This is a genomic window from Pseudomonas orientalis (assembly GCF_022807995.1).
In the GTDB taxonomy this organism is placed as follows: Bacteria; Pseudomonadota; Gammaproteobacteria; order Pseudomonadales; family Pseudomonadaceae; genus Aquipseudomonas; species Aquipseudomonas orientalis_B.
On record NZ_CP094351.1, the window covers coordinates 2,727,891 to 2,751,705 of the forward strand.

Annotated in this window: 21 protein-coding genes; 11 read left to right on the forward strand and 10 right to left on the reverse strand. The window is 60.3% G+C overall.

Annotation, left to right across the window (positions count from 1 at the left end; genetic code table 11):
- Positions 1–131: 131 nt before the first annotated feature.
- Complete coding sequence (gene galU, locus MRY17_RS12095) at positions 132–971, forward strand: UTP--glucose-1-phosphate uridylyltransferase GalU (RefSeq protein WP_003173830.1); 840 nt, start codon at positions 132–134, stop codon at positions 969–971.
- A gap of 105 nt (positions 972–1,076) precedes the next feature.
- On the forward strand, positions 1,077–2,435 hold the full coding sequence (gorA, locus tag MRY17_RS12100; RefSeq protein WP_181283676.1) for a glutathione-disulfide reductase: 1,359 nt from the start codon (positions 1,077–1,079) through the stop codon (positions 2,433–2,435).
- Here gorA and MRY17_RS12105 read toward each other — a convergent pair whose 3' ends face one another.
- Positions 2,436–3,443 (reverse strand): DNA-binding protein, encoded by a 1,008-nt coding sequence (locus tag MRY17_RS12105; RefSeq protein ID WP_243353837.1) that lies wholly within the window; start codon positions 3,441–3,443, stop codon positions 2,436–2,438. It lies immediately after the preceding gene.
- Between the two features lie 171 nt (positions 3,444–3,614).
- Between MRY17_RS12105 and MRY17_RS12110 the strand changes: the two genes are divergently transcribed.
- The 3 genes from MRY17_RS12110 (at position 3,615) to ahpF (ending at position 6,944) form a co-directional block, all read left to right on the forward strand.
- The gene (locus tag MRY17_RS12110; RefSeq protein WP_191955406.1) at positions 3,615–4,547 is read left to right on the forward strand and encodes a site-specific integrase; all 933 of its coding nucleotides are present in this window, start codon (positions 3,615–3,617) and stop codon (positions 4,545–4,547) included.
- A gap of 145 nt (positions 4,548–4,692) precedes the next feature.
- Positions 4,693–5,256, forward strand: coding sequence for an alkyl hydroperoxide reductase subunit C (gene ahpC / locus MRY17_RS12115; protein WP_003191303.1), 564 nt, complete (start codon positions 4,693–4,695; stop codon positions 5,254–5,256).
- 122 nt (positions 5,257–5,378) lie between these two features.
- Positions 5,379–6,944, forward strand: coding sequence for an alkyl hydroperoxide reductase subunit F (ahpF, locus tag MRY17_RS12120; protein ID WP_181283679.1), 1,566 nt, complete (start codon positions 5,379–5,381; stop codon positions 6,942–6,944).
- Positions 6,945–7,049: 105 nt separating this feature from the next.
- Here the strand turns inward: ahpF and gloA are convergent, their stop codons facing one another.
- On the reverse strand, positions 7,050–7,571 hold the full coding sequence (gloA, locus tag MRY17_RS12125; protein ID WP_181283680.1) for a lactoylglutathione lyase: 522 nt from the start codon (positions 7,569–7,571) through the stop codon (positions 7,050–7,052).
- Positions 7,572–7,750: 179 nt separating this feature from the next.
- Between gloA and MRY17_RS12130 the strand changes: the two genes are divergently transcribed.
- Entirely contained in the window at positions 7,751–8,287 is a 537-nt protein-coding gene (locus MRY17_RS12130) for a DUF4946 domain-containing protein (RefSeq protein WP_181283691.1), read from the forward strand.
- Between the two features lie 102 nt (positions 8,288–8,389).
- On the opposite strand, the gene MRY17_RS12135 is transcribed toward MRY17_RS12130, so the two are convergent.
- From MRY17_RS12135 to MRY17_RS12145, 3 genes are all read right to left on the reverse strand, one after another.
- Positions 8,390–8,755, reverse strand: coding sequence for a histone-like nucleoid-structuring protein, MvaT/MvaU family (locus MRY17_RS12135; protein ID WP_181283681.1), 366 nt, complete (start codon positions 8,753–8,755; stop codon positions 8,390–8,392).
- 199 nt (positions 8,756–8,954) lie between these two features.
- A complete protein-coding gene (locus MRY17_RS12140; RefSeq protein ID WP_243353838.1) occupies positions 8,955–10,496 on the reverse strand; it encodes an EAL domain-containing protein in 1,542 nt (513 codons plus the stop codon).
- A 104-nt stretch (positions 10,497–10,600) separates the two neighbouring features.
- The gene (locus MRY17_RS12145; RefSeq protein WP_181283683.1) at positions 10,601–11,479 is read right to left on the reverse strand and encodes a LysR family transcriptional regulator; all 879 of its coding nucleotides are present in this window, start codon (positions 11,477–11,479) and stop codon (positions 10,601–10,603) included.
- 73 nt (positions 11,480–11,552) lie between these two features.
- On the opposite strand from MRY17_RS12145, the gene MRY17_RS12150 reads away from it, so the two are divergent.
- Positions 11,553–12,473, forward strand: coding sequence for a DMT family transporter (locus tag MRY17_RS12150; protein ID WP_181283684.1), 921 nt, complete (start codon positions 11,553–11,555; stop codon positions 12,471–12,473).
- Between the two features lie 277 nt (positions 12,474–12,750).
- Positions 12,751–13,827 (forward strand): 4-hydroxyphenylpyruvate dioxygenase, encoded by a 1,077-nt coding sequence (gene hppD, locus MRY17_RS12155; protein WP_181283685.1) that lies wholly within the window; start codon positions 12,751–12,753, stop codon positions 13,825–13,827.
- A 46-nt stretch (positions 13,828–13,873) separates the two neighbouring features.
- Here hppD and rarD read toward each other — a convergent pair whose 3' ends face one another.
- From rarD to MRY17_RS12170, 3 genes are all read right to left on the reverse strand, one after another.
- Positions 13,874–14,755: an EamA family transporter RarD gene (gene rarD, locus MRY17_RS12160; RefSeq protein ID WP_181283686.1), complete on the reverse strand. Its 882-nt coding sequence runs from the start codon at positions 14,753–14,755 to the stop codon at positions 13,874–13,876.
- Positions 14,756–14,938: 183 nt separating this feature from the next.
- Positions 14,939–15,949, reverse strand: a complete 1,011-nt coding sequence (locus MRY17_RS12165; protein WP_243353839.1) for an aldo/keto reductase — start codon at positions 15,947–15,949, stop codon at positions 14,939–14,941.
- An 81-nt stretch (positions 15,950–16,030) separates the two neighbouring features.
- A complete protein-coding gene (locus MRY17_RS12170; RefSeq protein ID WP_191952771.1) occupies positions 16,031–16,933 on the reverse strand; it encodes a LysR family transcriptional regulator in 903 nt (300 codons plus the stop codon).
- Positions 16,934–17,032: 99 nt separating this feature from the next.
- Here MRY17_RS12170 and MRY17_RS12175 point away from each other — a divergent pair, with 99 nt between their 5' ends.
- Positions 17,033–17,737: an SDR family oxidoreductase gene (locus MRY17_RS12175; RefSeq protein WP_191952772.1), complete on the forward strand. Its 705-nt coding sequence runs from the start codon at positions 17,033–17,035 to the stop codon at positions 17,735–17,737.
- 549 nt (positions 17,738–18,286) lie between these two features.
- On the opposite strand, the gene MRY17_RS12180 is transcribed toward MRY17_RS12175, so the two are convergent.
- Positions 18,287–19,597, reverse strand: a complete 1,311-nt coding sequence (locus tag MRY17_RS12180; RefSeq protein WP_243353840.1) for an MFS transporter — start codon at positions 19,595–19,597, stop codon at positions 18,287–18,289.
- 160 nt (positions 19,598–19,757) lie between these two features.
- Between MRY17_RS12180 and MRY17_RS12185 the strand changes: the two genes are divergently transcribed.
- Together MRY17_RS12185 and MRY17_RS12190 are read left to right on the forward strand one after the other, a co-directional pair.
- Positions 19,758–20,858: a sugar diacid recognition domain-containing protein gene (locus MRY17_RS12185; protein WP_243353841.1), complete on the forward strand. Its 1,101-nt coding sequence runs from the start codon at positions 19,758–19,760 to the stop codon at positions 20,856–20,858.
- 97 nt (positions 20,859–20,955) lie between these two features.
- Positions 20,956–22,119 (forward strand): glycerate kinase, encoded by a 1,164-nt coding sequence (locus MRY17_RS12190; RefSeq protein ID WP_181284255.1) that lies wholly within the window; start codon positions 20,956–20,958, stop codon positions 22,117–22,119.
- On the opposite strand, the gene MRY17_RS12195 is transcribed toward MRY17_RS12190, so the two are convergent.
- The gene (locus MRY17_RS12195; protein ID WP_243353842.1) at positions 22,104–23,549 is read right to left on the reverse strand and encodes an alpha/beta fold hydrolase; all 1,446 of its coding nucleotides are present in this window, start codon (positions 23,547–23,549) and stop codon (positions 22,104–22,106) included. The genes MRY17_RS12190 and MRY17_RS12195 overlap by 16 nt on opposite strands.
- Between the last annotated feature and the right edge of the window lie 266 nt (positions 23,550–23,815).

Sequence of the window (23,815 nt, forward strand, 5' to 3'; positions counted from 1 at the left end):
ATCGTTGGAACTTACGTCCATATTTTTTCTCTATGATGACATCGCGGCGCCAGCAGGACCCATTGTAAGGTGACTGCGGCCTGATTAGACTGCGCCGAATTCCGTACGTACAGCCCTTTGTAAGGACTCATATGATCAAGAAATGCTTGTTCCCAGCAGCCGGTTACGGCACTCGCTTCCTGCCAGCGACCAAAGCCATGCCCAAAGAGATGCTGCCGGTGGTGAACAAGCCACTGATTCAGTACGGCGTCGAAGAGGCACTGGATGCCGGCTTGAATGAAATCTCCATCGTGACCGGTCGCGGCAAGCGCGCGCTGGAAGACCACTTCGACATCAGCTACGAGTTGGAAAACCAGATCAAGGGCACCGACAAGGAAAAATACCTGGTCGGTATTCGCAAGCTGCTCGACGAATGCTCGTTCTCCTACACCCGTCAGACCCAGATGAAAGGCCTCGGCCACGCCATCCTTACCGGTCGCCCGCTGATCGGTGACGAACCGTTCGCCGTGGTACTGGCTGATGACCTCTGTGTGAACCTGGAAGGCGACGGTGTGCTGACCCAGATGGTCAAGCTCTACCAGAAATATCGCTGCACCATCGTTGCGGTAATGGAAGTCAACCCGACCGAAACCAACAAGTACGGCGTGATCGCTGGCGACGACATTGGTGATGGCCTGATCCGCGTGCGTGACATGGTCGAGAAGCCTGCACCGGAAGATGCACCGTCGAACCTGGCGATCATCGGCCGCTACATCCTGACCCCGGACATCTTCAAGCTGATCGAAGAAACCGAGCCGGGCAAGGGCGGCGAGATCCAGATCACCGATGCCCTGCTCAAGCAAGCCAAAGACGGTTGCGTGATTGCCTACAAGTTCAAGGGCCAGCGTTTCGACTGCGGCGGTGCTGAAGGCTACATCGAGGCTACCAACTTCTGCTACGAGCATTTCTACAAGACTGGCAAGGCGTACTGATTCACCCTTGCTCATCTGTTTCAAGTGAAAGCCACCTTCGGGTGGCTTTTCCGTTTTTCAGCCCCATGTAAGTCGGTATGCTGGTGTCCTGCCGAGGAGAATGAAATGGCCTACGATTTTGACCTGTATGTAATTGGCGCCGGTTCCGGCGGTGTTCGCGCGGCGCGTTTTGCCGCAGGCTTTGGCGCCAAGGTGGCCGTGGCGGAAAGCCGCTACCTGGGTGGCACCTGTGTCAATGTCGGTTGCGTACCGAAAAAACTGTTGGTGTACGGCGCGCATTTCGCCGAAGACTTCGAACAGGCCAGCGGTTTCGGCTGGTCGCTGGGTGAAGCGAACTTCGACTGGGCGACCCTGATCGCCAATAAAGACCGTGAGATCAACCGCCTCAACGGCATCTATCGCAACCTGCTGGTCAACAGCGGCGTGACCCTGCATGAAGGGCATGCGCGCCTGGTTGATCCCCATCAGGTGGAAATCAACGGTGAGCACTTCACCGCCAAGCATGTCCTGATCGCCACGGGCGGCTGGCCGCAAATTCCGGACATTCCAGGCCGTGAACACGCCATTGGCTCTAATGAAGCGTTCTTTCTCAAAGAACTGCCAAAGCGTGTGCTGGTGGTGGGCGGTGGCTACATTGCCGTTGAGTTCGCGGGCATTTTCCATGGCCTGGGTGCGCAGACCTCGCTGCTGTATCGCGGCGACCTGTTCCTGCGTGGCTTCGATGGCGCGGTGCGCAAGCATTTGCAGGAAGAGCTGACCAAGCGCGGCCTGGACCTGCAGTTCAATGCCGATATCGAGCGCATCGACAAGCAAGCCGATGGCAGTCTCAAGGCCACCTTGAAAGACGGTCGGGTGCTGGAAGCCGACTGCGTGTTCTACGCCACCGGCCGGCGTCCGATGCTGGACAACCTGGGGTTGGAGAATACCGGCGTCACCCTCGACGAGCGTGGCTTTGTCAGCGTGGACGAGTTGTATCAAACCGCCGAGCCGTCGATCCTGGCCATTGGCGATGTGATCGGTCGCGTGCAATTGACCCCTGTCGCCCTGGCCGAGGGCATGGCCGTGGCCCGTCGCCTGTTCAAGCCCGAGCAGTACCGTCCGGTGGATTACGCGATGATTCCGACGGCCGTGTTCAGCCTGCCGAATATCGGTACGGTGGGCCTTACGGAAGAGGACGCGAAGAAGAACGGTCATAAGGTGCAGATCTTCGAAAGCCGCTTCCGGCCCATGAAGCTGACCCTGACGGACTGTCAGGAAAAGACCCTGATGAAGCTGGTGGTCGACGCCGACACCGACAAAGTGCTGGGCTGCCACATGGTCGGGCCTGACGCCGGCGAAATCGTGCAGGGCCTGGCGATCGCGCTCAAGGCGGGCGCGACCAAGCAGCATTTCGACGAAACCATCGGCGTGCACCCGACGGCGGCGGAAGAGTTCGTCACCATGCGCACGCCTGTGGCGGGCTGATCAGGTTTCGCTCGTGGCCTCTGGCGCCGTTGCAGCGACGGCGGCCAGGCGCAACGCTTCAATACTGGCCTGGGCCTTGATCAGGTCCAGTTCCAGCGCCTTGTTGGCCTGCTGATGTTCAGTAAGCGCCGCCTGGCGTGACTGGCTTTCCAGCAGCGCCACCCGCAAGCGCTCCTGAAGCAGCGTGCGCTCGCTGTCGACCTGGCTGATTTTCTCATTCAATTTGAGCTGCAAGGCCTGGTCTTTGCGCAGTTGCTCCTGCAGTGCGCTCAGATCCTTCGCGGTTACTCGGTGCTCGATCAACAGGCGTTCGTTGTCCCGATGCAGCTGGGTGATTTCATCCTGACGCACCAGTGCGCTCTGCTGGGCCTGACGCAGTTCCGCCTGGACCTGTTGCAACTGGCCTTCATGACGACGCTGCTCCTGCTCACGCTGTTCCTTGACCGCATTGCGGTAGTGCTCAAGCGCATCGCGGGCGTGCAGGTGCTTGTCTTCCAGGGAGCGAATCTGCTCGTCCTTGTCCTTGATCCTCAGTTCGTAATCGCCGCACGCCTGGCTAAGCCCTGCGTTGCGCGTTTGCTCGGTCTGCAGACTGGTGCTGGCGGTCTGCAGGGCGGCGCTTTCCTCAGCGAGGGCTGCGGCCTGGATATCGAACTGATGTTGCAGCTGATCATGGGCTTGCTGCAGCGTTTCAAGCTGAGTGAGCAGGGCGCTTTTGTGCTGTTCAAACTGCGCCAGGGCGAGATCGATAGGCTCTTGGGCCTTTTCTTTCAGGCGCTGGGCGAGCCGTGCCACCAATTCGCCCAGTTCATCGTCGATGGGTGCTTCGGTGATGGTTTGGCGGGTCTCGCTTTCGTCCAGCTCCTTCAGATAGCGATGAATCGTGGTTTTTGAGCCGGTATTGCCCATCTCGATGCGCACGGCGTCGATGCTGGGGTTTTCACCACGGGCGAGGATTGCCAGGCGTGCCGTCTGGACTACTGCTTTGTTTATGCCACCGCGAGCCATGGGGTCTCCGTCGATTTCGTACTGTGGTACAGGGTATGTATATACATACTGTAGCATAACAAAAAAACACTTTGAATTCATGATTTAACAGATGGGATATTGGCGTATTATCCCGTGTTAGACACTTTTTTAACGTCGATCCAACGTCCGTAGTACGAATAGGCCCCCGCCATGAGTGATCTTGATCGTTACCTGAACGCCGCGACCCGCGACAACACGCGCCGTAGCTACCGCGCAGCCATCGAGCATTTCGAAGTGAGTTGGGGTGGATTCCTGCCCGCCACCAGCGACAGCGTGGCGCGCTATCTGGTCGCGCATGCGGGCGTGCTGGCCGTCAACACCCTGAAGTTGCGCCTCTCGGCATTGGCGCAGTGGCATACCAGTCAGGGGTTTGCCGACCCAACCAAGGCACCGGTGGTGCGCAAGGTGCTCAAGGGTATTCGTGCCGTGCACCCTGCGCGGGAGCGGCAGGCCGAGCCGCTGCAGCTCAAGCATCTGGAGCAGGTGGTGGCGTCGCTCGAGCTTGAGGCCAGGGAGGCCGGCGCCCATGGGGACCGGCCCCGATTGCTACGTGCCAAACGCGACACTGCGCTGATCCTGCTGGGGTTCTGGCGTGGTTTTCGTAGCGATGAGCTGTGTCGCTTGAGCATCGAGCATGTGCAGGCGGAGCCCGGAGCCGGCATCAGTGTGTATTTGCCACGCAGCAAGAGCGATCGCGACAACCTCGGCAAGACCTACCACACCCCCGCACTGCTGCGCCTGTGCCCGGTGCAGGCCTACAGCGAATGGCTCAGCGCTTCGGCACTGGTGCGCGGACCGGTGTTTCGCGGGATCGATCGCTGGGGCAACCTGGGCGAGGAGGGGTTGCACCCCAACAGCGTGATTCCGTTATTGCGCCAGGCGCTGGAACGGGCGGGCATCCCTGCCGAGCAGTACACCAGCCATTCGCTGCGACGTGGTTTCGCTACCTGGGCTCATCGCAGCGGCTGGGATTTGAAGTCGTTGATGAGTTACGTCGGTTGGAGCGATATGAAATCGGCCATGCGCTATGTTGAAGCAACGCCCTTTCTCGGCATGACCCTGGCGACCCAACCGTTACTTTGAGATTTCTTCTATTAATACAGCTGTCTGATAGAGAAACCCAATCGTCAGCATCAGGTTTGCCAATGAGCCATCGTCGCCAAGAGTGGGTAGGATTCATCCCATCAACTTATTAAGCCCTTTTACACAACCTGACGGAGAGTCAACGATGCCTATCATCAACAGCCAAGTAAAACCGTTTAAAGCCACCGCTTTCAAAAACGGCAGCTTCGTCGATGTGACCGACGCTGACCTGAAAGGCAAGTGGTCTGTCGTGTTCTTCTACCCAGCCGACTTCACCTTCGTTTGCCCGACCGAACTGGAAGACCTGGCTGACAACTACGCCGAATTCCAGAAACTGGGCGTGGAAATCTACAGCGTGTCCACCGACACCCACTTCGCCCACGCTGCCTGGCACAACACTTCGCCAGCCATCGGCAAGATCCAGTACACCATGATCGGCGACCCGACCCTGACCATCTCCCGCAACTTCGACGTGCTGATCGAAGAAGCCGGCCTGGCGGACCGCGGTACTTTCGTGATCAACCCGGAAGGCCAGATCAAGATCGTTGAACTGAACGACGGCGGCGTTGGTCGTGACGCTTCCGAGCTGCTGCGCAAGATCAAGGCTGCCCAGTACGTTGCTGCCCACCCGGGCGAAGTGTGCCCAGCCAAGTGGAAAGAAGGCGAGGCCACCTTGGCTCCGTCCCTGGACCTGGTCGGCAAGATCTAAGTCTGTGAAGTCTCAAGGGCGGGTATCCGCACCTACTCAGTAAGCTGCAACCGCCCTCAAAAACGCCCGGGCGAGATTCGCTCGGGCGTTTTTTTTACCCGGAATTAAAGGAAATCGCCCGTATGTTGGACGCCAATCTTAAAGCTCAGTTGAAGTCATACCTGGAGCGGGTTACCCAGCCAATCGAGATCGTCGCCTCCCTCGATGACGGGGCGAAATCCCAGGAAATGCTCGCTCTTTTGCAGGACGTAGCCAGCCTCACTGCGCTGATTACTCTGAACACCGATGGCAATGATGCGCGCAAGCCATCGTTCTCGATCAATCGCCCCGGTGCCGAGATCAGCCTGCGTTTCGCCGGCATCCCCATGGGGCATGAATTTACTTCGCTGGTGCTGGCCCTGCTGCAAGTCGGTGGCCACCCGTCGAAGGCCAGTGTCGAAGTGATTGAACAGATCCGTGCCTTGAAAGGCGAGTTCAGCTTTGAGACTTACTTTTCGCTGTCGTGCCAGAACTGCCCGGACGTTGTCCAGGCACTGAACCTGATGGCCGTGCTCAACCCCAATATCCGTCACGTGGCCATCGATGGCGCGCTGTTCCAGGCCGAAGTGGATGAACGCCAGATCATGGCGGTGCCCAGTGTCTATCTTAACGGTGTGAACTTCGGCCAGGGCCGCATGGGCCTGGAAGAAATCCTCGCCAAGCTCGACACCAGCGGTATCGAAAAAGCCGCCGAGAAAATCAGCGCCAAGGATGCCTTTGATGTACTGGTTGTCGGCGGTGGTCCGGCGGGATCATCGGCTGCGATCTACGCGGCGCGCAAAGGCATTCGTACCGGTGTAGCCGCCGAGCGTTTTGGTGGTCAGGTACTGGACACCATGTCCATCGAGAACTTTATCTCGGTACAGGAAACCGAAGGCCCTAAACTGGCCAGCGCGCTGGAAGCCCATGTGCGCCAGTACGACGTGGACATCATGAACCTGCAGCGTGCCAGCAGCCTGGTGCCGGCGAAAAATGCCGGTGAGCTGCACGAAATCCGCTTCGAAAGCGGTGCGACGCTCAAGTCCAGGACCGTGATCCTGGCCACCGGTGCACGCTGGCGCGAAATGGGTGTGCCGGGCGAGCAGGAATACAAGGCCAAGGGCGTGTGCTTCTGCCCGCACTGCGATGGTCCGTTGTTCAAGGGCAAGCGCGTGGCCGTGATTGGTGGCGGCAATTCCGGCGTCGAAGCTGCCATCGACCTGGCCGGTATCGTCAGTCACGTCACCTTGCTGGAGTTCGACAGCAAGCTGCGCGCCGACGCTGTGTTGCAGCGCAAACTGTACAGCCTGCCGAACGTTGATGTGATCACCAGCGCCTTGACCAGTGAAGTCAAAGGCGATGGTCAGAAAGTCACCGGCCTTGCGTATAAGGATCGCGACAGTGGCGAGTTCAAGACCATCGACCTGGAAGGCATCTTTGTACAAATCGGTTTGCTGCCTAACACCGACTGGCTCAAAGGCACCGTGGAACTCACACCTCGCGGCGAGATCATCGTCGATGCACGAGGTGAGACTTCATTGCCGGGTGTATTCGCCGCCGGTGACGTGACGACCGTACCTTACAAGCAGATCGTCATCGCCGTGGGCGAGGGCGCCAAGGCTTCCCTGAGTGCGTTCGACCACTTGATCCGCACCTCCGCGCCTGCTTGAAAGTCCACCGCGCAAATAAAAAACCCCCCTGAGTGATCATGGGGGTTTTCTCATTCCCACGCTCCGCGTGGGAATGCATGCGGTGACGCTCGGCGTCACACAGCGTTACATCGGCGCTGGCTGAATGATTTCAACCCAGTACGCATCCGGGTCCTTGATAAAGGCCAGGCTTTTCATGCGGCCGTCGCTCAGGCGCTTTTGGAAATCACAACCCAGTGCCTCGAAGCGTTCGCATGCCGCAACGATATCCGGCACCGAGATGCAGATATGGCCAAAGCCACGCGGATCGGTGTTGCCGTTATGGTAGGCGAAGTCAGCATCGTTTTCGGTGCCGTGGTTGTGGGTCAGTTCCAGGATGCCAGGAATCGACTTCATCCACTGGTTGCGCTCGGCGGCGTCAGCCGGTATCTGTGCCTTGTCCACGAGGGCGAGGAAATACAGGCTGAATTCGGCTTCCGGGAAATCGCGTTTTTCAACCAGGGAAAAACCCAGTACGCGGGTGTAGAAATCCAGCGACTTGGTGATGTCCTTGACGCGCAGCATGGTGTGGTTGAACACGAAGTTCGCGGTGGCGGTGTCAGGTTGTGCAGTGACGCCGGGAAAGGTGTTCAGTTCGTGCAGGCTCATGGGCCCTCCAGAAAAAAATGGGGCAAAGCGGTCCCTTGGCTTGCGGCAAGCATCCGTGCTGCCGAGCCATGATACGCAAGGCCTGCCAATCGCGCCAAATGAAAAAGCTGACGCGGCCCTTGCGAGCTGCGGGTCTGGGGCCGCAAACTTTGGCGCTGGAACCTTGGATGCTTTTTGCAATGATCGAGTTTCGTAAACCGCTGTTGAGTACATTGTGTCTACTGCTGGCGAGCCCGTTCGTATTGGCGGCCGACCCGGAGATCCATTGGCCCAGTGGCTGGCAGGTGGAGGAGGTTGAACCCGACGCCAACGCCGCCGGGAAGCGTCAGGCCGTGACCCGACAGCGTGCGATCAAGAATGACGAAAATGGCAAGACCTTGATGGTGATGGAGTTGACGGGTACGCCAATTGAGGCCGGACACAAGGTCAATCTTCACGGTGTCTTGCTGGAAATGCGTAAGTCCATCCAAAAAGACTTTGCTCAGGGCGGCTATCAAAGCGTGTGCACCAAAATGCATGCCACTACATTGAGCCGCCTTGACGCGCTTGAAACTACTTGTGTGATTACCGAGAACGGCCGGCACGTGCTGTCGCAGACACTAGTGGGCGCGGTGGATGCAGATAAAGCCTACGTTTTTTCATATGCGGGCCAGGCCCAGGCATACGAGGCCAGCCAGGACGCAGTCGGTTCAGTGCGTGATAGCCTCAAACTTTAAAAGCGCTGATGTGAACCCACATGAACTTTAATTTAAGTTCGTTTACGAACCCAATACGAAAAAAGCCCCGCTCAGGCGGGGCTTTTTGTTAGTGCATGTTAATCAACCGCGAAGCCAGGAATCCACTGTGTCTGCGCCGTACTCTTCTTTCCAGGCTTTCAGGCCACGATGGTTGCCGCCTTTGGTCTCGATCAGTTCGCCGGTGTGCGGGTTCTGGTAGACCTTGACCACGCGTGCGCGGCGCTGTTTCGGCGCGGCGGCAGGTGTAGCGCCGCGTTTGGCCGGGTTTGGATCAAGGATGGAAATCACATCGCGCAAGCTCTTGTCATAGCTGCCCATCAGTTTTTTAAGCTTTTCTTCAAATTCGATTTCTTTCTTCAGCCCGGCGTCGTTCTTCAGGGACTCCAACTGGGCAAGCTGCTCTTGAAGGGCTTTTTCTGCTGCGCGAAATTCGGCGAGTCTGGACAAAATCTGTACTCCAATAGTGTAGTTAGCTGATATCTACTGCGAAGAAAGCCTTAAGCCAAGAGGATTAAGCTAACTCAACGAAAACACCTGGCTATGCGTGTATCGCCGGCACGAAAAATTGTAGTAGTTAATCCACTTCGAGTAAATCATGTCTTTTGTCTGAATAACAATGTTTGCCGTGAAGGCAGTCGCTGACTGTTCACTGACGCGTCACCGACTTAATGAATTCATCACCCGGTAATGGACGGCCGAACAGATAGCCTTGCAGGAAGTCCACACCTTTTGCGACAAGGTAATCACACTGTTGCGCGGTTTCCACGCCCTCGGCCACGATACCCAGATCGAGCTTGGCGGACAGCTCGATGATGCTGTCGAGAATATGCCGTGAGAGTGCATCCGCACCGATCATGGCGACGAAGCTTTGATCGATCTTCAAGTAATCCACATTGAAGTTGCGCAGGTAACCCAGGCTCGAATGCCCGGTGCCGAAGTCGTCGATGGCGATCATCACGCCCAGCTGGTGCAGCGCGTCGAACAGGCGCCGCGTGATGTCGGTGGGCTCGATCAACTCACGCTCGGTCAGTTCCAGTACCAGGGTGACCTGGCCTGGCGCAAAGGCCGCAAGGAACTCCCGGCAGTCGTCCACCAGCTCCAGGTCCTGGCAATGGCGTGCGGTGATGTTCACGCCGATATGAAAGCCCGGGCTGAAGCGCTCGGCATGCGGCGCCAATTGCGCGGCGGTCTGGCGCAGCAGGGCGCGCGTCATGGGCACGATCAGCCCGGAGTGCTCGGCCAGGGGAATAAACAAATCCGGTCGCACCAGACCCTCTTTCGGGTGTTTCCAGCGCATCAGCACTTCGCAGCCGGCCCATTGGCGCGTATCGCCGCGCACCACCGGTTGGAAATATGGAATGAATTCGTTGGCGTCCAGGGCACGTCGCAACTCGTGGGTGGGCGCTGAAGAGCGCTTCTGCAGCCAGTGGGCGAGGGTGCCGGCCAGCACACCAAAAAACACCACCAGACTGAACACGGCCGGATAACGCGCCTGCATGTAACGCCAGACTTCGCCCTCGGGCATGCCGACGTCGACGCTGTATTGATAGCGGCTGGAAGCCAGGATGTGAGGGGCTGTGGCGAATTCCGGCGGCGCGTCAGCATGGACCTTGCCGTCGGCGTCCAGCCAATTGGAACCCACCTTTAACACCAGGGAGGCGTAGCGGCTGATCAGGCGTAGGGCATTGGTGAGGTGGTAGCCGTCAATTGAGGCGAACGCGCCTCGATCACCGTCAACCAACCGGTACACCAGCAGTGCGGTATCCGGCGTGACGGGGTTGCCGTTCATCAACCACAGGCGTCCGCCGACGTAGTCTTCAGGATTGACCGGCGACTCATACCTGCTGCCGAACAATGAACTGCAATAGATGTTTTTCTGCCAGGACAAGGTGGTGGCGCGCACGAATGGTCGGCGCGTGACCTGCTCACGCAGTGCCAGCTTCGCCGCGTTGTCACACGGCGAGCCGGCCAGCGGCAACAGCTCCTGGGCCGCGAGGGCGGTATTGTCGAGCATCAAGTCGAACTGACGTACCGCTTCCCGGGCCGTTTGCGCGGTGCTTTGCTCAAGCGTGCGCTCGGCTTGCCAATAAAGAATCATGACCCCCAGCAAAACCGGGAGCAGGCCGCAGACTGTGCTGAAGAAATAACGGGCAACTCGGCTTCGTGGGCCTTTGGAGGTCAGGGGCATAGAAGAGCGGCCAGGCAGAAAAGAAGGGGAATGTCCCGATGATAGATGGCATTGCCACAAGGCGCTCAGCAAAACGTAACAATGCTTGCCTGTGGACGATGAGTTCAAGCCGGAGCGGGATACAGCTTTTGTGCCAGTGCAATGAACGCCAGTGTCGCGGGTGACGACTGGCGGCGGTCGAGCACCGCCAGGCCAATCCGGCGCGGTACTTCGGGCGTCAGCGGCCGCACTACGTAACGCGAGTCGGCGGCTGCCGGCAGCGAAGCCTGCGCAACGATACTCAACCCGTCGCCACGGCTGACCGCTTCGAGTGTGCTGAGCAACTGCGCGCAGCGGTAACGCACTTTCGGTTGTAATCGAGCCTGGCTGAACAGGCGCATGACCAGTTCCGAAGACCCTGCGTCAGTCAGAATAAACGGCTCATCACACAGCGCTTGCAGGGGCAGCGCGGCATGGATGGCTAGCGCATGGCCGGCCGGTAACAGTGCGACCAATTGGTCTTGCAGCAGCGCCACCGTGTCGAAGCGGTCCTGCCCCAGGACGACAAACCCCACATCCACCCTCCGTTCATCCAGCCACTGCATCACCTGCCGGTCGGGACCTTCGTCGATGTGAACTTCGATGCCTGGGTAGGCCAGACGAAAGTGCTTGAGAATGTTGGGCAGCAAGCGGATGGAGGCCGTCGGCCCAAACGACCCGATTCGCAGCGTGCCACGCTTCATGCCGCGGGCGTCGGCGGCTTCCTGCTGCAGCGTGCTGGCCAGTCCCAGCATGGCACGGGCGCGGCCGAGCAATTGCACGCCGATATCACTCGGTTCCACCAGGGTCTGGTTACGTCGGAACAACTCCACGCCCAGTTCCTGCTCCAGTGCCTTGATCGCATGGGACACCGCCGACTGGCTGATGCCCAGGCGGTGAGCGGCGCTGGTGAAGCCCTGCAGCTCGGCGACCAGGGAAAAGATTTCCAGTTGGGTCAGGGTCATGAGGAAAGACTCATTTTACGATGACGGATCATTACTTGAAGAATAGGCCCTCACTCATTCTCCGTGCAAATTTATGCGCTCCATCGATGATGGCTTCACTTACCTCAAGCTTGGCGCTGTCAGCATGATCTGGGGCGCAACCTTCGTTGCCGGGCGTTACCTGGCCGAGGTCGACCCGTTGCTCGCGGCGAGCCTGCGCTTTGTGTTGGCCAGTATGGCGCTGGCGTTGTACATGCTGCTCGCTCGGATCCGCTTGAGGTGCCCGAGCCCGCGACAATTGGCGCAACTGACAGCCCTGGGGTTCTTCGGGATTTTTTTCTACAACCTGTGTTTTTTCTATGGGTTGCACTACATCAATGCGTCGCGCGCTTCATTGATTGTGGCCTTGAACCCGGCCGTGATCGGCCTGGCGGGCTGGTGGTTGTCCAACGAGCGTCTGGAGCGCAGCAAATGCGTGGGTATCGCGCTGTGTCTGGGCGGGGCGGCGGTTGTCATTGTCAGTCGCAACCCGCAGCTACTGCAGGACAGCGCCGAAGGCTGGCGCGGCGATCTGTTGATACTCGGCTGTGTGCTGGGGTGGGGCGTCTATTCGCTGGGCTCGCGCCAGTTGAATCAAACCCTGGGACCGTTGCAAACGGTTACGTGGTCGATTTTGCTGGGCACGTTGATGCTCCTCGTCACGACCCTCGTCACCGGGCGCATGACCCTGTCAGGCCTGAGCGCGCTGCATGTCTCGCACTGGGCCAGCCTGGGTTACCTGGGTGTAATGGGATCGGCCCTGGCCTATATCGGCTACTACGATGGCATCCGGCGCATAGGCGCGACGCGTTCCGGGGTGTTCATTGCGCTCAACCCGCTCACGGCAGTCATTTGCGCGGCGTTGCTGCTCGGCGAACACCTGACCCTCCCCATGCTGCTGGGCGGGGGTGTGATTGTCACGGGCATCTACCTGAGCAACAAACCCCTTGCGCGCGGCAAGGCAATGGGGATTTGATAAGAGTGCGTGCAAATAGAGCACGGACAAATAGTGTTACGCTGTGTAGAATCGATTTACGCATACAAGAATATGGACTTGCGCTCACGCAAGCCTCGCCGTCAGAGACTGATGACACCATGAAGCAACTCGGTTCCCCCCTCATCTTTGGTGACTTCCTCGCCCGCAGTGTGCGAGGCCTCTCCTGTGCGCCACCCGCTGACCTCATCCTTGCTCGCAAAGAACCACATGGCTGGTAAATAACCAGTTGTTACCCAAGCATGATGAGGCACCCCACATGACCGACCAATACGAAAACCCGATGGGCCTGATGGGCTTTGAATTCATTGAGTTCGCATCGCCGACCCCGGGCCTCCTGGAGCCGATCTTCGAGATCATGGGCTTCACCAAGGTGGCGACTCACCGTTCCAAGAACGTGCACCTGTATCGCCAGGGCGAGATCAACCTGATCCTCAACAATGAGCCCAACAGCCTGGCCTCCTACTTCGCCGCCGAACACGGCCCGTCGGTGTGCGGCATGGCGTTTCGGGTGAAGAACTCGCAGCAGGCCTACAAGCGCGCCCTGGAACTGGGCGCGCAGCCGATTCATATCGAAACCGGCCCGATGGAGCTGAACCTGCCGGCGATCAAAGGCATCGGCGGCGCGCCGTTGTACCTGATCGACCGTTTTGGCGAAGGCAGCTCGATCTATGACATCGACTTCGTCTACCTCGAAGGCGTAGACCGTAACCCGCAAGGCGCCGGCCTCAAGGTTATCGACCACCTGACCCACAACGTCTATCGCGGCCGCATGGTCTACTGGGCCAACTTCTACGAAAAACTGTTCAACTTCCGTGAAGCGCGCTATTTCGACATCAAGGGCGAGTACACCGGCCTGACTTCCAAGGCCATGAGTGCGCCGGATGGCATGATCCGCATCCCGTTGAACGAAGAATCGTCCAAGGGCGCAGGCCAGATCGAAGAGTTCCTGATGCAGTTCAACGGCGAGGGCATCCAGCACGTGGCGTTCCTCACCGACGACCTGGTCAAGACCTGGGACTCGCTGAAGAAAATCGGCATGCGCTTCATGACCGCGCCGCCGGACACTTACTACGAAATGCTCGAAGGGCGCCTGCCCAACCACGGTGAACCGGTGGACCAGTTGCAGGCGCGCGGCATTTTGCTGGACGGCTCGTCGATCGAAGGCGACAAGCGTCTGTTGTTGCAGATCTTCTCGGAAACCCTGATGGGCCCGGTGTTCTTCGAGTTCATTCAGCGCAAAGGCGACGATGGGTTCGGCGAAGGCAACTTCAAGGCGTTGTTCGAGTCGATCGAGCGCGATCAGGTACGTCGCGGTGTATTGACCGCCGACTAAGCCGAAAAGAAGCCCGGCTTCGGCCGGGCTTTCTTTTGCCTGGGATTCAGGCCTTGCGCTGACGCACCAGATGCTTGAACCCCTCAAACACCAGCACCATCACGGCCAGCCAGATCGGGATATAGGTCAGCCATTGCCCGCCCTTGATACCTTCACCCAGCAGTAGCGCCACCGCAAGCAACAACACCGGCTCCACATAGCTGAGCAGGCCGAACAGGCTGAAGGCCAACAACCGGCTGGCGATGATATAGCTCACCAACGCCGAAGCACTGATCAAGCCCAGCATGGGAATGAGCGCGTACAGCTTGGGCTGCGCATCCAGTACCGCGAAGCCTTGTTCGCCGCTTTGCACAAACCACCAGGCCACCGGCAGCATCAGCGCCATGTCCAGCCACAGGCCGCCCAGATGGTCGGTGCCCAGGTATTTGCGCACCACGAAATACACCGGATAACCGATGATTACCACCAGCGTCGCCCAGGAAAAACCGCCGGCCTGGTACAACTCGTTGAGCACACCCAGCGTGGCAAACGCCACGGCGATCTGCTGCAAGCGCGACAACTGCTCGCCGTAGACCAGGCGCCCGGTCAGCACCATGGTCAGCGGCAACAGGAAATACCCCACCGACACGTCCAGACTGCGCCCATTAAGCGGTGCCCACATGAACAGCCATAACTGCACACCGAGCAGTGCGGACGAGACCAGCACGCCGCCGATCAGGCGCGGCCGGGCCGCGAGCATGCGCAGCAGCTCCCACACCCGTCGCCATTCGCCGCTGACCAACATGAAAACGGTCATGCAGGGCACGGTCAGCAACATGCGCCAGCCGAAAATTTCCAGGCCACTCAAGGGAGTGAGCAACGATGTGAAGTAATACATCACGGCAAACAACACCGAGGCCGATACCGATAACACAACACCTTTAGACACGCTGTCCTCGCGAAAGCCGATTGAAATAAACAGGAAGAATCAAGAGGGAGATTATGGTGCTTTTGGCGGTTCAGGTGCGCTGTTTTGGGGCGCAAGACGGAAAAAGGCTGGAAATGGTCGTTTTACATGCTTGGCTCGAGCGCTCCCACAGGGGGCGCCGGGCCCGCGAGCCTCCGGAACTACCTACGAGCGTACCCTACGGCCCGGGACAAAGTGACTCACATCATTGAACCCCGGCGTGGACGAGTGCCCGGGCGTCACCAGCGAATCGATGAACGCCTCATCTTCAGCGCTGATCTTCACCTCGAGTGCGCCGGTATAGGCATCCCACTGCGCCTCGGTGCGCGGGCCGACAATCGCCGAGCTCACTGCCGCGCTATTGAGCACCCAGGCAATCGCAAACTCGACCATGCCCACGCCACGGCCCTGGGTGTATTGCTGGATCTGCTGGGCGATGCGCAGCGACTCCACGCGCCATTCGGTTTCCAGAATGCGTTTGTCCTGGCGTGCAGCGCGGCTGCCAGGCTCGGGCGTCAGGTCGGGCGCGTACTTGCCGCTGAGCACGCCACGCGCCAGCGGGCTGTACGGCACCACCCCCAGGCCATAAGCGGCAGCGGCGGTGATTTGCTCGACTTCGGCCTGGCGATTGACGATGTTGTACAACGGCTGACTGATGATCGGCCGGTCTACGCCCAGGCGCTCGGCCACGCGTATGACTTCGGCAATACGCCAGCCGCGATAGTTGGACAGCCCCCAATAGCGAACCTTGCCCTGGCGAATTAAATCGCCGATCGCTGACACCGTGACTTCCAACGGTGTGTCGTGGTCCTCGCGGTGCAGGTAGTAAATGTCCAGATAGTCGGTGTCCAGGCGGCCCAGGCTGGCCTCCAGCGCGTTGAACATACGCTTGCGGCTCAGCCCGTTGCGGTTGGGCATGCCATCTGCCGGGCCAAACCCTACCTTGGACGCCACCACCCAATCCTGACGGTTGCGCGCGATGGCCTCGCCGACGATCTCCTCGGAGCGTCCGCCGGTGTAGACGTCGGCGCTATCGATAAAGTTGATGCCTTGATCCCAGGCCTTATCGATGATGCGCAGCGAGTCTTCAGTGCTGGTCTGTTCGCCAAACATCATGGTGCCCAGCGTCAGTGCGCTGACCTTCAATCCGGACTGGCCCAACGTGCGGTAAATCATGCAAAGCTCCTCAAAGCAGGCAAACGTGTGTCATGCAATACCAGACACGAGTCCTCTGGAACAAGCTCTGCGCGTGTTTCTTCATGCACTCAGCAACGTCCGGCAGCGCGCCTGTAAAAAACGCTGCAGCACTTTCACCCGTTCCGAAACCTGCAGGCGATGGGGACACATCAGGTTGAACGGCGCCGGTTCGCCTTGCCACCCATCGAACAAGGCCACCAGCCGGCCGGCGGCAAGGTCGCCCACCACATCGAGTCGAGCTTTGTAGGCGATGCCGTGCCCGGCCAGGGCCCAACGGCGCACGATTTCGCCGTCGTCGCTGAGATAGTCGCCGCTGACCTCAACCTCTTCAACCTGCGCGCCCTGGCGAAAGCGCCAGGTCTTGCTGACCTGGCCCTGGCGCATGTAACGCAGCGCGCTGTGCCGTGACAACTGTGTCGGATGCAGCGGTGTGCCGTGCCGCGCCAGGTAAGCGGGGCTCGCGCAGGCTATGCGATGGTGGTCGGGCGCGATGGGCAGGGCGACGAGGCTGGAGTCCTGGGGCACGCCGAAGCGCAGGGCAATGTCGACCGTATCCCGAAACAGGTCAGCGTTACTGTCGTTGAGCATCAATTGCAAGCGGATGTGCGGGTGCTCGGCCTTGAACGCGTCCAGCCAGCCCAGCACCACGTTGCGCCCGAAATCCGACGGTGCCGCCACCTGCAGCAAACCGGTCAGCCCCTGGCTGTGCTGCTTGAGCGCCTGTTCACCCTCGGTCAATGCGGCCAGCGCAACGCGCACGCTGTCCAGATAACGCCGGCCTTCCTCGGTCAGTCGCATGCTGCGCGTGGACCGGGCGAACAGGCGCAGGCCCAGGCGGGTTTCCAGGCGCTTGAGGGCGATACTTGCCGCTGCCGGGGTCAGGCTCAGCCCGCGTGCCGCAGCAGAGAGGCTGCCTGAATCGGCGGTGCGTACAAACACTTCAAGATCCTGGATAGAGCTCATTTGTAAAATTCCTTTAAGGATCTTGTCGTTTTACCGGGATTTTTCTCCGATTACCAAGCGTGGAGGATGAAGCCTCACTTATCAATCAGGACATATTCCATGACAACGTCCCTCTGCGGTTCAACCATTATTGTGATCGGCGGCAGCAGCGGTATCGGTGCAGCCGTCGCCAAAGCGGCTGCCGAACGCGGTGCAAACGTGGTGGTGGCGGGGCGACGCCTGACCTCGGCGGTTCACGACGGCATGCGCAGCGAGCCGGTGGATGTCAGCGACAGCGCCTCGTTGCAACGCCTGTTCGAAAGCGTGGGGCGCTTCGATCATCTGGTCTATACCTGCGGCCCCTCGGTCAATGCCAAGACGCTCGTCGACACCGACCTGGACGAAGCGCAAGGCAATTTCAATGTGAAGCTCTGGGGCGCATTGCGCACGATTCAACAGGCACTGCCGTTTCTGCATGAACATGGCAGCATCAGCCTGACCTCCGGCCAGTTGGGGCGCAAGTTGGTGCCGGGACAGTTCATCAAGATCGGTATCAATGCCGCCACCGAAGCGCTGGGCAAGCAGTTGGCCAAGGAGCTGGCGCCGCGCCGCGTCAATGTGATCAGCCCCGGCGTGATCGATACACCGGCCTATGCCGGACTTGGCGACGAGCAGCGCCTGGCGATGTTCGCCAGGGTGGGCGGGGCCTTGCCGGTGGGGCGCGTGGGGCAGGCGCAGGAAGTAGCGGCAGGGTATGTGTTGGCGATGGAGAACGGCTTTATGACCGGCGCCGTGATCGATATCGACGGCGGCGGACAGTTGTAATTGCGCTCCCACAGGGGCATAGGTATCTACACAACATGGGTATGACGCCGACATGTGGCGAGGGAGCTGGCTCCCGTGGCGGCCTGTAACCCACGGTTACCAATCTGATACACCTCGGTCCAAATGTGGGAGGTGGCTTGCCCCCGATGGCGGCCTCCGGGCCGACCAGGATGTTGGATCAGACCGAGTACATATCCGTTTCTGCGGTAACGGCCACTTAGGGTTCCGCCCTGACGGCGGCTCACTTTGGAAAAGCCCCAAAGTAAGCAAAGGGCTCTTGCCCCACCACTCGGCACCTCGCTCAGGCTCGGTGTGCCCTCACTCCGGCTTGAATCCGTGGGCCGCCGCAATGGGCCATCCATGGCCCAGTGCGGCTAACCCGGCGTCCTGCCGGGTTACCCACGAATTCAAACCTGCGTTCGGCCAGCGTGGTTTAACGGGGCGCCTAAGATCAAAAGCAGATCAAAAGCAAGAGCGGCTCGCTTCGCATCGTGGTTACGGTTGAGCGCTACAGAGTTGTATGGATACCTATGCTCACATGGGCGCGCTTTAGACCTTCAAGGTGCGCGTCATCCGCAGCGCCAACACACTGCCAGCAACGATCACTGCGGCCAGCAGATACAGGGCTACGTCCGTGGACCCGGTAGCATCTTTCACGAAGCCTACGATGTACGGGCTGAGAAACCCGGCCATCTGGCCCATGGAGTTGATCAACGCCAGCCCGCCGGCCGCGGCGCCCGCGCTGAGCATGGCGGTGGGCACCGGCCAGAACATCGGCAGGCCGGTGAGGGCGCCCATGGTGGCGATGGTCAGGCCGAGGATGGCGATCGCCGGGGTAGTGGCGAAATTCACCGCAATGACCAGGCCGATCGCGCCCATCAGCATCGGCACCACCAGGTGCCAGCGGCGTTCCTTGCGCAGGTCGGCCGAGCGGCCCACCAATAACATGAACACGGCGGCCAGCAGGTACGGGATCGCACTGAGCCAGCCAATCACCAGGTTATCGCTGAAACCCAGGTTCTTGATGATCGACGGCAGCCAGAAGTTGATCGCATAGACGCCGCTCTGGATGCAGAAGTAGATCAGGCCGAACGCCCAGATCGCCGGGTTCTTGAACACCTCGGCCAGGGAGTCGGTGGTGGTTTTGGGTTTGTTCGCCAGATCAATGGCCTGGTCGGCTTCCAGCAGCGCGCGCTCGTGGGGCTTGAGCCACTTGGCGTTGGCGAAGCTGTCGCTGAGCAGGAAGTAGGCGAGGGCGCCGAGGGTCACGGTGGGGATGCCTTGCAACAGGAACATCCACTGCCACCCGGCAAGGCCACCCTGGCCGGCCGCGAAGTGGTTCAGAATCCAGCCGGAGAACGGGCTGCCGAGCAGGCCGGAGACCGGAATAGCCGACATGAACAGCGCCATGATCCGACCACGGCGAAAGGTCGGAAACCACTGCGAGAGGTACAGCACCACGCCGGGAAAGAAGCCCGCCTCGGCGGCGCCGGTAAACAGGCGCAGTGTGTAGAAGTGCGTCGGCGTGGTCACGAACAGCAGGCACGTGGACAAGGTGCCCCACACGATCATCATCAGCGCAATCCAGCGCCTTGGCCCGAACCGGGTCAGCGCCAGGTTGCTTGGCACACCGCACAGTACGTAGCCGATGAAAAAGATCCCGGCACCCAGGCCGTACACGGTTTCACTGAATTTCAACGCGTCGAGCATCTGCAACTTGGCAAAGCCGACGTTGACCCGGTCGAGATAGTTGAACAGGTAGCAGATAAAAATGAAGGGGATCAGGCGCAGGGTTACGCGCTTGTAGATGGCGTTTTTAGCGTCATCGGTGGCCAGTGCTGCAGCGGCGCTCTGTGACATGGCGAGTCTCTCTTTATTATGATTTTTGGCGATGCGAGGGTAACGTTGATCGCTTGAACAGTCTCGGTGAGGCGATGGGCAACTGTCTTTGTGCTCGCGCACAGTCAAGCCCGCTTTGCGCTGTGCCGCTGACCAACCCGTTTCGAGGAAAATAGCCCCCATGTTCGAGCTGGATCATGAGCTGGCACAGGATATTGTCGATCGCACCATGGCAATCCTGCCCTACAACGTCAACGTGATGGACAACCAGGGCCTGATTCTCGGCAGCGGCGAGCCGGAGCGCATCAACACCCGTCACGAAGGCGCGCAACTGGTGCTGGCCAACGGGCGCGTGGTGGAAATCGACGGGCAGACCGCCAAGCACCTCAAGGGCGTGTTGCCGGGCATCAACCTGCCGCTGATGCATGACCAGCGCCTGATCGGCGTACTGGGTATCACTGGCGAACCGGAGGGGTTGCGCACCTACGCCGAACTGGTGCGCATGACCGCCGAAATGCTGGTCAGCCAGCGGCACCAGCAGGCCGAGCAGCAATGGCGGCGCCAGCGCTGTGACGACTTGCTGGCCTTGCTGCTGGCCGACACGGGCGACTCGCCGCGCCTGGTCGATGAAGCGCAACAGCTGGGCCTCAAGCCGCAACTGGCGCGCACGCCCTACCTGTTCGAACTGGGCGCGGGGCAGTCAGCCGAGGCCTTGAGCGCGTGGCTGACGTCGCGTTATCCGGACAGCTGGTGCGTGAGTTCCGCGCAGTTTTCCCTGTTATGGTGCCGTCCGGCCGCACTGCACGTCGACGACCCGCGCCTGCTGGATAAGCTCGATGGCCTGGGCTGGAACATTCTACGGGTTGCCGTAGGCGGACAGGCGCAAGGGCTGGCCGGCTTGCGCCGCTGCTATCGTCGCGTCGGTGACTTGCTGGCCTACGGTCGCGATATCCTGCCGCACACGCGCCTGTTGAGGCTCAACCGCTATCGCCTGCCGGTGATGCTCTGGCGTCACCGCAGCGACGACGCCCTGGAAGAACTGCTCAACCCACTGCGCAACGTCCTCGCCAAGGACAGCAACGGCCAACTGCTGGCCACGCTGCGCAGCTGGTGCGAGCACGACGGGCAAAGCCAGGCCTGCGCCGATGCCCTGGGGATTCACCGCAACAGCCTGCGCTACCGCATGGAAAGGATCGCCGAACTCAGCGGCGTCGACCCGCTGACCCTGGACGGCATGCTTGCGCTGTACCTGGGGGTGCAGCTGTTGCCCCAGACTTTGTAAAAATGAACAACAAACCTCACCCGCACTTGTGCATCGGACCGGCGTCAGCGGCGCTGCCAACTGTCAGCATGGGCGTTATAAAAACCGGAGAACGCCCATGAAAATCATCATCGCCCCTGACTCGTTCAAGGACAGCCTCAGTGCCGAACGGGTTGCCCAGGCCATTGCCGAGGGCCTGGCCCAGGTCTGGCCTGATGCACAGTTGGTGCACTGCCCGATGGCGGACGGCGGTGAGGGTACGGTCGAGGCGGTGCTCGCCGCGTGCAATGGCCAGTTGCGCAGCCAGAGCGTGCGGGGGCCTATGGGCGCTACGGTACAGGCGCACTGGGGATGGTTGGCCGACAGCCACACCGCGATCATCGAAATGGCTGAAGCCAGTGGCCTGCAGCTGGTTGCGCCGGGGCAGCGCGATGCCTGCTCCAGCAGCACCTATGGCACCGGCGAGCTGATCCGGGCGGCACTCGATCTGGGGGCTCGACGCATCATTCTGGCGATCGGCGGCAGTGCCACCAATGATGGCGGTGCGGGCGCGATGCAAGCGCTCGGCGTGCAGTTGTTCGATGCCCAGGATCAGCCACTGGTACCGGGGGGCCTGGCGCTGGGTAGTCTGGCCCGCATCAGCCTGGAAAACCTGGATCCACGTCTGGCGCAGGTTTGCTTTGAAATCGCGGCGGATGTAAACAACCCGCTTTGCGGACCCCATGGCGCCTCGGCGATTTTCGGCCCGCAAAAAGGCGCCACGCCCGAGCAGGTTCAACAGCTTGACGCCGCTCTTGGTCATTTTGCCGACCACTGTGCAAAAGTGCTGCCCAGGGATGTGCGTGACGAACCCGGCAGCGGCGCCGCCGGTGGCCTGGGTTTTGCCGCCAAAGCGTTTCTGGATGCGCGGTTCCGCGCCGGCGTAGAGGTAGTGGCCGAGTTGGTCGGATTGGACGCCGCCGTGCGCGGTGCCGACCTGCTCATCACCGGCGAGGGACGCTTCGACGCCCAGACCCTGCGCGGTAAAACCCCGTTTGGGGTGGCGCGTATCGCTCGCCACCACGGGGTGCCGGTAATCGTGCTCGCCGGTACTCTGGGCGACGGCTACGAGCAGATGTACGCCCATGGCGTGGATGCCGCGTTTGCGTTGCCACCGGGGCCGATGAGCCTTGCGCAGGCGTGCAGCGAGGCGCCGCGGTTGTTGCGTGAGCGCGCGGCGGATATCGCCCGACTGTGGCAAACCGCGCGTCACGCAGGAAGGCAAGCTCAGGGTGATTCGTAGCAGATCGAAAAGCGGTCAGGTTTACGTCCATAGGCCAGGAAATCCCCGACATTCTTGTTCACGCAGGCATTGGTCCCGGAGAACGACACGCCGTGTCGGTAGGCGCCCTTCAGCAGCGTCATGTGCGCGGCAGGCACGCTTTTGAAAGCCTTGAGGGTACCCGCCGCGGGCGTCTGATCGTCATACTCGGCCTGAACCATAAGGAGGCTATCGACCAGCGCCAGCTTGCGCAGCGGTACCCCCTCAAGCCGTTTGCCGGGCCAGTCGGCGCAATGCCTGGCGGCGAAGAAACTGCCGCCCACCGGGTACCGGATGGCGTACTGGTCTTCCTTTTCGGTCCAGAATGCTTCACCTGCAGAGACTGAGTCGTTGCATAGCACGGTGCTGCGTACTGATTCCTGGGGCGTGAGTTTCAATGGCCCGAGCGCCAGACCATTCCACGGTGACGGTCGGCGAGTGGCATCAAGCAGGCGCGTAAACGCTTGCTTGGCCAGTGTGTTTATGCCCGGGTCGGGGCTGAATCGGTGGGCTCGGGCTCTGGCCAACAGCTTGGCATCTTGCAGGTCTGGCGATTCACGCAACCACTGGCTGAGGGCGCGGGCAGCCATCAGGTATTCAGGCGTGCTGTAATACTCGTTGTCCGAGCGCAGCGCCACCCGGACCTGAGGCAGCAGGTTTAGAAAAATCGCGCCTATTGCCTGGGGATCGCTGCCCATCTGGTAGATCTTTGGACGCTCGGCGGCGCGTTGCGCGACAAATCGCGCGAACACGCGTTCTTTTTCCGGCGCCTGAGCCAAAGAGGCGTCCTGGAACGAGGCGGTCCAGTCTGTACTCGAGTCGAGTACCATGCGCCCGACCTGCTTTGGAAATACGCTGGCGTACCAGGCGCCCAGCCATGTGCCGTAAGAGTTGCCGAAGTAATTGAGCTGGCGTTCGTTGAGCAGCACCCGCACCAGCTCCATGTCCCGCGCCGTTTGTTCGGTATTGATATAAGGCGCCAGGCGTTGGCTGGCGCAGCCCCGGGCCAGTACGCCGGCGTTATGCTGGATGGCCTCGATATTGGCGGGGCTGCGGTCTTCGGTCATGTCGTGTTGTGCAACAATCTCCTCGTCGGATTGGCATACCAGTTGCGATTGCAGCGAGCTTCCCATTCCTCGCGGTGTCATTCCAATCACATCATAGGCGTTGACCAAATGCCGATAGGCCTCACCCTGTGGCTGCTCGGCGTATCCTTTCCATATTGATGCCAAGAGCACGGCGAATGCGTCGGCCTCGGCGCCAGGCCCGCCCGGATTGGTAAACAAGGCGCCTTCGCGCCCAGCGGGCAGTGCCGCTGAAACCCGGGTGATATCCAACTCGAGAACGCCGAGTGCGGGGTTCATATGGTCCAGCGGCACGGTGGCGATGCCGCATTGCGTCCTGGCGACCACCTCCGGATCCAGCGCGGTGAAGGGCCGGCCGTCGCAATCCGGCAGCCAGCGAATACCCCACTCAGGCGGTTGTTTCGTCGCGCAAGCGCTCCCTCCCACTAGCACAGCGACACAAAGGCAAGCTGACAGCGTTCGTTGCTTTATCAATTGGCAGACACTCGGGTGCGTGGTTGGACACGCCCGAGTCTGGCAAGTAAAGCTTGCGGTGAATGTAGGATCCTATCGGTTGTTCGGTCAGCAATTTCTGACGGTACTGACCTGGCCTG